12 protein-coding genes are annotated in these 13,325 nt (G+C 39.3%); 10 read left to right on the top strand and 2 right to left on the bottom strand.

Features of this window, described 5'->3' with window-relative positions; genetic code table 11:
• Positions 1–564 precede the first annotated feature (564 nt).
• The 3 genes from F0475_RS07450 (at position 565) to F0475_RS07465 (ending at position 3,062) form a co-directional block, all read left to right on the top strand.
• On the top strand, positions 565–786 hold the full coding sequence (locus F0475_RS07450; RefSeq protein WP_004356044.1) for an Abi family protein: 222 nt from the start codon (positions 565–567) through the stop codon (positions 784–786).
• Between the two features lie 370 nt (positions 787–1,156).
• Entirely contained in the window at positions 1,157–2,596 is a 1,440-nt protein-coding gene (locus F0475_RS12025; protein WP_394349999.1) for a leucine-rich repeat domain-containing protein, read from the top strand.
• Positions 2,597–2,906: 310 nt separating this feature from the next.
• A complete protein-coding gene (locus tag F0475_RS07465; RefSeq protein WP_155716128.1) occupies positions 2,907–3,062 on the top strand; it encodes a 30S ribosomal protein S7 in 156 nt (51 codons plus the stop codon).
• Between the two features lie 152 nt (positions 3,063–3,214).
• Here the strand turns inward: F0475_RS07465 and F0475_RS11940 are convergent, their stop codons facing one another.
• Positions 3,215–3,346 (bottom strand): hypothetical protein, encoded by a 132-nt coding sequence (locus tag F0475_RS11940; protein ID WP_262885083.1) that lies wholly within the window; start codon positions 3,344–3,346, stop codon positions 3,215–3,217.
• Between the two features lie 48 nt (positions 3,347–3,394).
• On the opposite strand from F0475_RS11940, the gene F0475_RS07470 reads away from it, so the two are divergent.
• The 7 genes from F0475_RS07470 (at position 3,395) to rpiB (ending at position 11,369) form a co-directional block, all read left to right on the top strand.
• Positions 3,395–3,880, top strand: coding sequence for an HU family DNA-binding protein (locus F0475_RS07470; RefSeq protein ID WP_155716129.1), 486 nt, complete (start codon positions 3,395–3,397; stop codon positions 3,878–3,880).
• A gap of 315 nt (positions 3,881–4,195) precedes the next feature.
• The gene (locus F0475_RS07475) at positions 4,196–5,287 is read left to right on the top strand and encodes an aldose epimerase family protein (protein ID WP_155716130.1); all 1,092 of its coding nucleotides are present in this window, start codon (positions 4,196–4,198) and stop codon (positions 5,285–5,287) included.
• A gap of 41 nt (positions 5,288–5,328) precedes the next feature.
• Positions 5,329–6,612, top strand: coding sequence for an MFS transporter (locus tag F0475_RS07480; RefSeq protein ID WP_155716131.1), 1,284 nt, complete (start codon positions 5,329–5,331; stop codon positions 6,610–6,612).
• A 106-nt stretch (positions 6,613–6,718) separates the two neighbouring features.
• The gene (galK, locus tag F0475_RS07485; RefSeq protein ID WP_155716132.1) at positions 6,719–7,879 is read left to right on the top strand and encodes a galactokinase; all 1,161 of its coding nucleotides are present in this window, start codon (positions 6,719–6,721) and stop codon (positions 7,877–7,879) included.
• Positions 7,880–8,028: 149 nt separating this feature from the next.
• Positions 8,029–8,706 carry an NUDIX hydrolase gene (locus F0475_RS07490; protein ID WP_009434589.1) on the top strand — a complete coding sequence of 226 codons (678 nt, stop codon included), beginning with the start codon at positions 8,029–8,031 and terminating at the stop codon, positions 8,704–8,706.
• A gap of 147 nt (positions 8,707–8,853) precedes the next feature.
• Complete coding sequence (locus F0475_RS07495; RefSeq protein WP_155716133.1) at positions 8,854–10,872, top strand: transketolase family protein; 2,019 nt, start codon at positions 8,854–8,856, stop codon at positions 10,870–10,872.
• A 56-nt stretch (positions 10,873–10,928) separates the two neighbouring features.
• Entirely contained in the window at positions 10,929–11,369 is a 441-nt protein-coding gene (gene rpiB / locus F0475_RS07500) for a ribose 5-phosphate isomerase B (RefSeq protein ID WP_009434582.1), read from the top strand.
• Between the two features lie 220 nt (positions 11,370–11,589).
• On the opposite strand, the gene pyk is transcribed toward rpiB, so the two are convergent.
• Positions 11,590–13,056 (bottom strand): pyruvate kinase, encoded by a 1,467-nt coding sequence (gene pyk, locus F0475_RS07505; RefSeq protein ID WP_155716134.1) that lies wholly within the window; start codon positions 13,054–13,056, stop codon positions 11,590–11,592.
• Between the last annotated feature and the right edge of the window lie 269 nt (positions 13,057–13,325).

Raw genomic sequence — 13,325 nt, forward strand, 5'->3', positions numbered from 1 at the left:
ACTTTACGGAAAAATATGTTTCTAAAATATATAAATCAGGGCAACCGCATCAAAATGTCAATAACCTGATAATCAATACTTGTCGATTTTGTATTAATAGGGATAAGTGGGGTGGATACAAGGATGAGAAGTTTCAACAATTTACAATATCCCCCCTTAAAAATGCATAATTTTGTATTTGTCTGAATAATAGCCTGTTGTCAAAAATCATGTTTCTTAAAAAATATTACCCGCAAGGGAAATTTGAATTATATGGGGCAAAAAATCAATTTTTATGGGGTAGTAGTTTCGATTTGGACCAATGGTTTTTTTAGGAAAATGGACAATAAGGGAGAGGAGGAGGTTGAAAACTACGTTTGTTTCCTAAGCTAACGTTATTTTGATGCGGTTGCCCTGTATATAAATAGACAGCTGTGGGGAAAATGTGGGGAAAAATTAGATAATTAAAAAGGCTAAATGACTGAAAATAATCACTTAGCCTTTTAATCCGTACCCAGACCCGTACTTCGTAATTGCTGCGCCCATCATTCAAGACTGTCAAATCGGGTCTTTCCTGTCAAGCCAATGATGCCTATGCGTATGCCAAACACATGGATTACGGATTTCTCGTTCCGTGAACAAACACTTTATCCGCAACTCTGCTATGTGGTGTATTGGCTTAACTCCATTTCTATGGGCAACACTTTTGTTGCAGATTTCAAGCAGCTTTTATCGAAATACCCATCAGTAAGAACTCGTTTATTAGGCTTTCCTCATAATTGGGAACAAGAGCCTTTGTGGAGATAAAATAATTGCCCTGTTTCTTAAAAAGCACTGGGGCAAACCAGCTCCGTCTTTAATTGTTTCCAATAAATGGATTGTTTCAAGCCCCTATAGAAAGAGAACAAAAATTCCTGTGTGAAAATTAATCTACGACAAGGAGCAAGCAAGGAGCAATATCAAACAAAAATCAATACCTTTGCAGTACATATGAGATAGACCAAAACAAAAGTGGAATATCGGAAACGAATAGCAAGGAAAAGAGAAGAAACGACCCAAGTTGATGTCCTTTTTGAGTTAATAATCAATAAAAGCGTTAAATCTTCACCTTTTAGAATGTGCAATTAAAAATAACAACCATATTTCTGACTTATTATCTATAAAATATTGAGTAATAATCGGTTGTAAATACAGCTATTGCAGTTCTCTAACTTCTGTAACCATTCCCAATAGTGTTACGACAATTGAACAGTCAGCTTTCAGCAGTTGTAGCTCTCTAACTTCTGTAACCATTCCCAATAGTGTTACGGCAATTGGTTACGAAGCTTTCAATAATAATGCAAAAATAATATGGCTAACTAACACTCCTCCTAACGGATATAGCAATGTGAAAGGTAGCATTCATTATGTTGCCAATGATTTGTATACGAGTTTATCAAATAAAAAGGTTTATCCTTATTTAAGCTCTATTTTTGAGGTGGACGGTATCAAATATGTTCCCGTATCTCCGTCAGAGCGCACTTGTGACGCTATAGATTGCGCTTACACAGGAGAGCCTTACGAAGTCAAAATTAATAAAAAAGTCAACTATAAGGGTGTTGACATGACTGTCAGAAAAATTAATCCGTATACAGCTTACAATTGTACAAAGATAAAGAAAGCATACATTGATATAGATGGGAGTATTGGTAATGAAGCTTTTAGCGGATGCACTAATCTTGTATCTGTAGACATAAAAGCTGGTAATAACATTGGTGAAAGTGCTTTTAGCAATTGCAGTTCCTTAATAACTTTATCTTTAGATAATAAAATAAAATCACTTGGTAGGTCTGCTTTTACGAATTGTCGTAACTTAAAACAATTTATCATCCCTGATTCTGTAACTATACTCAACTCTCTATTATTACAAAATTGTTCTTCTTTGAAAAGCATAAGAATCCATAAAGGTATAAAGGAAATATATAATGCTTTTAGCGGATGCTCTAATCTTTCAACACTTATTATAGAGAATAGAAATACAACTTTAAAATTAGGCTCAAATAATACTGCAATTACACGCTCAATTAGTTCTCCACTATTTGGAGATTGCAAATTAGATTCTGTTTATATTGGTGGCAAGATTGTTTACAATATATCCCGTGATTATGGATACTCTCCTTTCTATCGTAACACCAGCTTACGGACAGTGAAAATATCAGATGCAGAAACCACCATCTATGATAATGAGTTCTATGGTTGTACCAACCTACATAACGTGTCTATTGGAGACAATGTTAAAAGCATTGGCAAATGGGCTTTCTCTGGTTGTAGTAGTCTGAAGAATTTTACCTTTGGAAGAGGATTGCAGAGCATAGGACAAGAGGCATTCTCTGATTGTATCAATATTACACAGATCTCGAGTGAGGCAGTCGTACCACCAACCTGTGGCATAAATGCTCTTGACGATATTAACAAGTGGAATTGTAAACTATTCATACCTAAAGCCAATATTAATGCTTATAAACAAGCACCTCAATGGAAAGAATTCTTCTTCATCGAGAGTACTACTGGCATAACAAACACTGTTTATAATAACTCAGGACTTGCTGATGTCTATACAATAGATGGAGCAAAATGACTAAGTAAAGCAAGCACTGACGAAATTAATGCTTTGCCTAAGGGTGTTTATATTGTCAATGGTAAAAAGATAATCATTAAATAATGGACACATCGGTTTTCCTAAGCCACACCATATATTTTTACTTGTTGTATGTTCATCTGACAAAGAAATAAGAACAGAAACTTACAAGGAAAACTTCGATGGCTTATACAGAAAACCTTATTACTATACAGCAGCAAGAGAGCAATCATTTGCTGCTTTTTCATTTACTTTCTAACAAATATCAATGCAAAGAGTTATATATGCAGAACGAAAAGGAGAGTAATATATGATTAAATTCAAAGAAAAAACAAGAGAAGAACTTATCGCTGGTTTCAAGCGTGCCATTGAGCGGAAACGAGAATTTGAGGCGCAAGCCCAAAAAGAGTTTGCAGATATGCGTAAGCGTGGAGCAGCATTGAAAGGAGCATTATACCCCCCTTGACAACCTCCAAGTCTAAAACACCATTGGTATTTACCATCGGCACCACTCGTGCTAAGCATAAACACTTGATGTGATAGGAATTAACAGATCAAAAAAAAGATGGTAGGAATGATTGCTATTCCCATTAATTATTAATATGCTGAGGAGCGAAATTAGAGGCAGAGCTTAGCAAAGTCCGTGCCAAAGTAGTCATAATTCTGACGACTACGGAAGTCGGACTTGTAGGGCACGGGTGTCGGACCTGTGGGGCACGGATTGTACTTCCGTGCCCCACGAAAGTACATTTCGTCGATGTTAACAATTACGCTCCAAAGATTAACAATCTTTTATCAATGGGATTTTATAAGAAAATCAAAATGAATGTGAACGGTAAATGGTATGCAAAGTCCGTTCTAGTGATGAGTCCTGTTTCAACCGAGCAGGTCGCAAAGCGTATTGCCGCCGAGTCGACGATTAGCCCTGCCGATGTGCGTGCTGTGTTGACAGCCCTGGGCGGTGTGATGGGCGATTACATGTCGCAGGGTCGCTCGGTGAAGCTTGATGGCGTAGGCTCGTTCTATTTTACAGCGGTGACAAGTAAAAACGGCGTAGACAAACCTGAAGACGTAAACGCAACCCTGATTCGTGGTGTGCGTGTCCGCTTCATTCCTGAAACCCGTTATCGCGGTGCTGGTAAGGGTCGCGTTTCCACGCGTGGCTTGTCAGATGTGGATATTGAATGGGAAGAGTGGAAAGGAAAAGAGAAAGAAAGCCTCACCCCCGACCCCTCTCCCGAGGGAGAGGGGAGTAAAGATCACTCTGGACCGGTAGTAGAATAGGAAAGTTCGATTAGAGGGTGAGGCAAAATGTATTTGCATTTTTCTTCACCCTCATTCCTTTGTTTCATCCCATTTATCTGTTTCATAAATCCTAATTGTCCTTTTGACTAGAAAAAATTATCATTTATTAAAAGGAAAACACACTACTGCTATGCGAATTAAGCAAGAATAGTAATACATAGATCAGTTAAAACGCATCGTGATTAATTGTTTTTAACACAATCGTAATTGTCTTTTCTTTAGATTAAGTTTGTGACTTTCGTTTATTTTTATTTACTTTGCAACTCATTGAATTAGTAACTAAAAACAAACGTCATGGTAAATACCGCAGAGGCACAATATGTGTGTGGACTGAAGAAAGAGGACTTCCAGACCACTATTGATGGAAAGAAAACAGACCTCTATATCCTTAAGAATGCAAAAGGAAACGAAGTGGCAATCACGAACTATGGTGGTGCTATTGTCGCAATAATGGTTCCTGACAGAAATGGGAACCTATCCAATGTTATTCAAGGACACGATAATATTCAAGACGTTATCAATTCTCCCGAACCTTATCTATCAACTCTTATTGGACGATATGGCAATCGTATTGCAAAAGGCAGATTCCAACTCAATGGCAAGGAATACAAACTTGCTATTAACAATGGACCTAACTCTCTTCATGGAGGAAAGGAAGGCTTTAATGCGAAGGTATGGGATGCAACGCAAGTAAATGAACATGCTGTTGTATTAAAATACACATCCTCTTATGGAGAAGAGGGTTACACGGGTGAAATTGAAGTGTGGGTTGCCTATTCATTTACGAACGATAACGAGCTAGTTATCAAATACCTCGCTAAGTCAAATAAGAAGACTATCATCAACCTTACTAGTCATGGATTCTTCTCTCTGGCTGGCATTGCTAACCCAACACCCACTATCAATGACTTAGAATGTCAAATTAATGCTGATTTCTACTTGCCTATTGACGAGACTTCTATACCAACAGGTGAGATAAGAAAGGTGGCAGATACACCTTTTGACTTCCGTCAGATGAAACCTGTTGGACAAGATATTGATGCTGACAATGAGCAGATTAAGAATGGAGCAGGTTATGACCATTGTTTCGTTCTGAATAAGAGGGAAGAGGGAGAACTGTCGTTTGCTGCACGAATCAAAGAGCCTCATAGCGGTAGGACGATGGAGGTTTATACAACAGAACCAGGCGTTCAGGTGTACACAGATAACTGGGCTGATGGATACAAAGGACAGCATGGAGCAACCTTCCCACGCCGTAGTGCTATCTGTTTTGAGGCTCAACACTTCCCAGATAGCCCTAACCATCCTTACTTCCCATCAGTTATCTTGGAGCCATGTAAGGATTACACGCAGAAAACAATCTATAAGTTTGGAGTGGAGGAATAACCGTCTTATGAATTAATAAACAAAAAAATAAACTAGACACAATGGAAAATCAAACAAAGAAGAAAGGAACTCTAGTGGCAATCATCACTATGATGTTCCTGTTCGCAATGATCTCTTTCGTCACCAACATGGCGGCACCTTTTGGCACAATCTGGAAACAACACTATGATTGGGCAGGTATGATGGGCAACATGATGAACTTTGCAGCATACCTATTCATGGGCATCCCAGCTGGTATGATGATTACTAAATACGGATACAAGAAGACTGCTCTTGTTGCCTTAGCATTGGGCTTTGTAGGTATTGGAGTACAATACGTTTCAAGTACTATGGATGGTAATTCTATCAGCACATACGTTGTTTACTTACTAGGAGCATTCATTTGCGGATTCTGTGTATGTATTCTTAATACTGTTGTCAATCCAATGCTTAACTTGCTAGGAGGCGGTGGTAATCGTGGTAACCAGCTCATTCAAACTGGTGGATCATTGAACTCTCTCGCAGCAACATTAACCCCTATGCTTGCGGGATCAATGATTGGTGAGATTACAAAAGACACTTCTCTGCAGGTAGTAACACCATTACTTCTTATCGCATTAGGTATCTTTGCAGCTTCATTTGTTATCGTCTGGTTCACCCAACTAACCGAGCCTGAAACAGAGCATGCAGATGTCATTGGTGGTGTTAAGGGTGCTTTGGCTTATCGACAACTTGTTTTAGGAATTATTGCCATCTTCTTCTATGTTGGTGTAGAGGTGGGTATTCCTGGACAACTCTTATTCTATCTGAGTGAGCCAGTATCTGAAGGCGGTGTTCTTGGTAGTGCGGCTGTAGCTGGTCTCATTGCTGGTATATATTGGTTGTTAATGCTTGTTGGTCGTTTTGTAAGTGCTTTCATCAGTGGTAAAGTTTCTTCTCGCACACAGTTAACAGTAACATCTGTAGTGGCTATTGCCCTCCTTTTAATTGCAATATTCACACCAGAAGCTAGCAAGATGAACCTTACAGTACCTAACCTTGCCGAAAGTACATTGATACATGCAGAAGTTCCAACAAAGGTATTGTTCATCATCTTATGTGGAATTTGTACATCCGTAATGTGGGGCGTAATCTTCAACCTCGCAACAGAGGGACTTGGGAAATACACAGCAACAGCCTCTGGTTTGTTCATGACTATGGTAGTCGGTGGTGGTGTCATGCCATTGATTCAGAACCTCATGGCAACTAAGATTGGTGATATCCAGAGCTATTGGCTAATCGTCGCAATGTTAGCTTATATCCTCTTCTTCGCTTTGATTGGCTCTCGCCCAGCTAAGAAAGCATAACAAGAAACCCTTTCTAATAGCAGATAATTCATTTTGGATTGTCTGCTATTATAACATAAATGTAAGATTAAAACCCTAACAATCATTTTAAAATATACTAACTAACATGGACATAGAATTTGTAAGAAGTCGTTTCATTAAACATTTTGACGGCAAAACTGGTAACATTTATTTTTCACCAGGACGTATTAATCTCATTGGTGAACATACAGATTATAATGGAGGCTTCGTATTCCCTGGTGCCGTAGATAAGGGTATCATGGCAGAAGTAAGACCTAACGGAACAGATACTATAATGTGTTACTCTATCGACTTGAAAGACCGAGTTGAATTTAAGGTAGACGATCCAAAAGGTCCACGCGCTACATGGGCACGATTCATCTATGGCATGGTTCAGGAGTTTAAAGCACTTGGTGTTGATGTAAAAGGATTTAATATAGCCTTTGCTGGTGATGTTCCTCTCGGTGCTGGTATGAGCTCTTCTGCTGCTATGGAAAGTTGTTTTGGCTGTGCTCTGAATGATTTGTTTGCTGATAACAAGATTTCTAAATGGGATATTGCATTGGCAGGGCAGGCTACAGAACATAAATACATCGGTGTTAACTGTGGTATTATGGATCAATTTGCAAGCGTCTTTGGCAAAGAAGGAAAGCTCATGCGCCTTGATTGTAGGAGTCGTGAATTTGAGTACTTCCCATTTGATCCAAAAGGTTACAAGTTGGTTCTCGTAAACTCAAAGGTTAAACATGAGTTGGCAGGAAGTCCTTATAATGATCGTCGTAAGAGTTGTGAGAATGTTGTTGCAGCACTTGGTAAGCACTTCCCTAATAAGAAGTTCGAGACATTGCGAGATGCTAATTGGGAAGAACTAGAGGCTGTAAAAGCAGAAGTTAGTGCCGAGGACTATCAGCGCGCACATTTCGTACTGGGCGAGAAAGATCGTGTACTTGCTGTTTGCGATGCTCTCGTCGCCGGTGACTATGAGACAGTTGGACAGAAGATGTACGAGACGCACTATGGTTTAAGCAAGGAGTATGAGGTTAGTTGTGAGGAACTTGATTATCTCAACGATGTTGCTAAAGAGAATGGTGTTACTGGTTCTCGTATTATGGGAGGCGGTTTCGGTGGTTGTACTATTAACCTCGTAAAAGACGACTTGTACGAGACATTCATCGAGAATGTAACCGAGAAGTTCAATGCTAAATATGGACACAAACCAGAGATCTATCCTGTAATCATCAGCGAAGGTTCTCATAAGGTTTGTTAACTCTGATAGTTATAATTGCAAAAGTATAAGCCATAAGCTCATAAAGACTTATGGCTTTTTACTTTGAGAAAGTCAAAATAAACGGATAAAAACGTGATTATAATCATAAAAAATAGTATTTTTACATCTCTATTATAAATGTCTACAACATGAATGAATATTACCAAGGAGAACCCAAACTATTAGTCTCCGTGGATTGTATAGTCCTAGGATTTGAAAACAAAAAGCTTAAACTACTTGTCGGTAAGCGTAAAGTAGAACCAGAAAGTGGCAGATTGTCTTTGTATGGAGGATTTGTAAAAGAAGACGAGAGCTTGAAAGAGGCTGCTAATCGTGTATTATATCAATGCACAGGTATTAAGAATCCCTACATGAGACAAGTAGGTGCTTTTGGTGAAATAGATCGTGATCCAGGTGATAGAGTAATCTCCATCGCCTATTGTGCACTCATCAATGCAACAGATTATAACCATCAAGCTATGGAGGAAAATGACCTACAATGGCTTGAATTAGACCATCTAGAAGAACTATATGGCGATCATCAGAAAATGGTACAACTAGCTTTGGAACAATTACGCAAACTCCTCAACAATGCTCCTATTAGCTTTAGTCTGCTGCCCAAACTATTTACTTTGACCCAATTGCAACATGTTCATGAAGCGATCTTAGGTACAGAGGTTGATAAACGTAACTTTAGGAAACGCATTAAACAAGTTGATTTTATAGAGCAAACGAGTCTTATAGATAAAGTAACTAGTAAAAGAGGAGCCCTTCTATATCGCTTCAACAAGCAAGCATATAAGGATTGTTCTGTTTATAAACTATAAGTATGCTGAAAAGTAGAATAACTCTATTATGATCTTAAAATACTATTAGCAGCATCTAAAAACATTTTTATAAAAATGTAAGTTTATTATTTTGAGGTCTCCACATTTATCTCTATATTTGCATTATCAAATTTAAATCCAATCTATATGAATGACAAGGAACTGATGAACCGCGCAGCGGACAACATTAGAATTCTAGCAGTCTCAATGGTAGAGAAAGCCAAGTCTGGACACCCTGGAGGTGCTATGGGCGGAGCAGACTTTATCAACGTTCTTTTCTCTGAGTTTCTCGTTTATGACCCAGACCAGCCTGAATGGACTGGACGCGATCGTTTTTATCTTGATCCTGGACATATGTCGCCCATGCTTTATGCAGCACTGACGCTTCAAAGAAAGTTCACAATCGATGATATCAAACAATTTCGTCAATGGGGGTCAATTACCCCTGGACATCCTGAACGCGACCTAGCACATGGCATAGAAAACTCATCTGGTCCTTTAGGGCAAGGACATGCCTACGCAGCTGGTGCAGCTATTGCAGAGAAATTCCTTGAGGCTCGCCTCGGCCATACTATGATGCAACACAAAATATATGCTTACATCTCTGATGGTGGAGTACAAGAAGGCATCAGTAGTGAAGTTGGAAGATTGGCAGGGAACCTAGGTCTTAATAACCTCATCATGTTCTATGACGCTAACGACATTCAACTTTCTACAGAATGCGGAGCCGTTATGTGTGAAGATACTGCAATGAAGTATCAGGCATGGGGATGGAATGTCATAAAGATAGATGGTAATGATCCAGAAGCTATCCGTGCTGCACTTATTGCTGCAAATAAGGAGGAGTTACGCCCAACCCTTATTATTGGTGAAACAATAATGGGCAAAGGTGCTTTGCAAGCTGATGGCAGTAGCTACGAACATAACATAAAGACTCATGGAGCACCACTTGGTGGTGAAGCCTATACGAACACTATTAAGCATCTCGGTGGAGACCTCAATGATCCATTCAAGATATTCCCAGAAGTACAAAAATTATACGATAATCGCAATGCAGAATTAAGGAAGATTGTAGCAAAGAGACACGCTGATGAGGCTGAATGGAAGAAACATAATCCATCAAAGGCTGAGCAGATGCAACAGTGGTTCACAGGTAAGGCTCCTAAAATAGATTGGAGTGGTTTAGTTCAAAAACGTGATATTCCAACACGCAATGGTTCTGCAGCATGTCTTGGAGTAATTGCAGAGCAAGTACCTAATATGATAGTATCTTCTGCAGACCTCAGTAACTCTGATAAGACAGATGGATTCCTAAACAAGACTCATTCATTTACTCGTGGCGATTTCAGTGGTGCTTTCTTCCAAGCTGGCGTAAGCGAATTAGCTATGGCATGTATGTGTATCGGTATGATGCTACATGGTGGTGTTTTCACAGCAATGGGAACATTCTTCGTTTTCTCAGACTATATGAAGCCTGCTATTCGTATGGCAGCACTCATGCAAGTACCTGTAAAATTCGTATGGAGTCACGATGCTTTCCGCGTTGGTGAAGATGGACCTACGCATGAGCCAGTAGAGCAGGAAGCACAGATTCGCTTGATGGAGAAGTTACAGAACCATGCTGGTCAAGATTCTCTACGCGTTCTTCGTCCAGCCGATAGTGATGCTGCAACCATCTGTTGGCAGATGGCTATGGAGAATATAGATACGCCTACGGCACTTATCTTCTCACGTCAGAATGTAAAGAGCTTACCAGAAGGAACTAATTATGAGGAAACTCGGAGGGGTGCATACATAGTCAAAGGATCAGACGAAGACTACGATGTTATCCTTGTTGCAAGTGGTTCGGAAGTATCGACCTGCGTCGAAGGAGCAGAATTACTACGCAATGATGGAATAAAAGTCCGTGTGGTTAGTGCTCCTTCAGAAGGACTTTTCCGCCGTCAAAGCAAAGAGTATCAAGAAGCTATTTTACCCCAATATGCAAAGATTTTCGGCCTAACTGCAGGTTTACCTGTTACCCTTGAAGGTCTCGTTGGAGCAAATGGTAAAGTCTTCGGACTCAATAGCTTTGGATTCTCTGCACCCTATAAAGTACTGGATGAGAAACTCGGTTTTACCCCAGAGAATCTATACAAACAAGTCAAAGAATATCTAGCACAATAGTTTAACTTGAACCACCTGTCCCCAAGACAGGCTGGTTCGTAAAACCTAAACAGCTTATGGAAATTAAAAAAGTAGGAATAGCTTGCGACCACGCAGGCTTCCCATTGAAGCAATTTGTTATCCAATATTTGGAACAACACAAGTATGCATATAAGGACTTTGGTTGTAATAGTGATTTAAGCTGTGATTATCCAGATTACGCCCATCAATTAGCAGAGGCCATTGAAAATGGTGAAGTCTATCCAGGTATTGCTATCTGTGGGAGTGGAGAAGGTATGGCAATGACACTAAACAAGCATCAAGGTATACGAGCAGGATTAGTTTGGAACAAGGATGTTGCAGAGTTAACACGCCAGCACAATGATGCAAATGTAGTTGTCCTTCCTGGTCGCTTCATTGATAATAAGACAGCGGAGAAGATTCTTGATGAGTTCTTTAAAGCAAGTTTTGAAGGTGGTAGACATGAGCGCCGAGTAAAGAAAATAGCAATTCTATAAGATTTAAAAGGAATAGAATATATCTTTTGAACTACCCTTAAAGAGATACAATTACGACCATGGTAGATTTATCATGGGTGGGATGAAATCTTTATATCAAGGATAACTAGCACTGAAGTCAAAATAGTAACGCTAGTCAGTAAAGAAGGGGAAAGTAATCATAAAGTATAAAGAAGGTGTCTGGAATTATATTCTAGACACCTTTTCGTATAATTAATAACTATTTTTCTTCTTTCCCAACAGGGAATGTTTCTTCTTCAGGCAAGTGGAAACGATAACTACGATTGAACACTTCTCCCACCTTATTAATCTCGAGGAAAGTTGTTCCTCCACCTCCGAAAGACCCCGAGAGATAGGCTATATTATCTTCCAAATCAATGTATCCCTTTTGACGTAGCATTCTTAAAGCTGCAATAAACATCTCTTGGCTAGATTTATGTTGCTGTTGGTGAATAGCAATAACACCATAACTAAGGTTCAACCAACGCTGTACCTTCTCCTTATAACAAATAGCTAATACAGGATTAGGACCACGGAAAGCTGCAAGGTTACGAGCTGTCAAACCAGTCTCACTATCAGTTACAATACCTTTCACTCCCAACTGCTCTGTCGCCTCAATAGCACTTCTAGACAGAAATTCACGCTGGTCATTAAGGTTTGTCATAGGAACGTTTATATGACCACGCTGGTGTGCATCAGCTTCAGCAGCTTCAGCTATACGAGCCATAGTCTGTACAGCCTCAACAGGATACTTACCACTAGCTGTTTCACCACTTAACATCAATGCATCTGTGTGGCTATAGATTGCATTGGCAATATCTGTCACCTCTGCACGGGTAGGTCGTGGGTTGTTAATCATGGTGTGTAGCATCTGCGTAGCCACAATCACAGGTTTCTTTTTCAAAATACACTTGTTGATGATACTACGTTGAATACCAGGAATTTGTTCAATTGGCACTTCAATACCTAAATCACCACGTGCAATCATAATACCATAAGAGGCATCGATTATTTCATCAATATTATCAACTCCCTCTTGATTCTCAATCTTCGAGATGATTTTAATATCCGAGTTATGCTCATCAAGTATCTTTTGAACTTCCAATACATCAGCTGCGGAGCGCACAAAAGAGTGTGCAATAAAGTCAATATCCTCCTCTATTGCCAAAAGAATATTTCGCTTATCTTTCTCTGTTAAAGCCGGTAACTCAATATGCTCACCAGGTACATTTACGCTCTTATGTGATCCTAAATCACCTTCGTTTTGTACCTGTGCAACCAACATAGGACCAGAACTCTCGACAACTAACATATCCAAAGCACCATCATCAAAAAGCACATGATCACCAACTTTTACATCACGAGCAAAGTCTGGATAAGAAACGTTTATAATATCTTTCATTGTATCGACTTCTGGGCGACCAAAGATCTTCACCATATCACCTACTTTATAATGAATAGGATTATCTGTCCCAGTTGTCCTTACTTCTGGACCTTTTGTATCTATCAAAAGAGCGAGGTGTGGAGACACTGTACGTGTGTTACGAATAATCTCACGAATCCCTCCAGGAGTTGCATGAGCTGTATTCATACGAACAACATTCATACCTGCAAAGAAAAGTTTCCTAAGGAAGTCAACATCACAACGTCTGTCACTAATTGAACATACAATCTTTGTTTGTTTCATAATTTGAGTGTTATTGTTTAATTCGACATAGCTGAAAATATAATATATAAGAGTGAAGATAAGATCAAAATACCAACAAACAAAATTGTAAAAACGACTATTGTTGTCTTCCCTACTCCACTTATAGACTTACAGTTTTTCGTCTGTAATATTGCTTTATTTGCGACATTATCCATGAAAACAGACGACGAATCCTGCACAACTTGTGCATTTGAAGCACCTTGTACGAACTGTTCTGTATTAGGAGTAGCAACAACCATATTCTCTCC

The organism is Prevotella vespertina, assembly GCF_009728485.1.
Classification (GTDB): Bacteria; Bacteroidota; Bacteroidia; order Bacteroidales; family Bacteroidaceae; genus Prevotella; species Prevotella vespertina.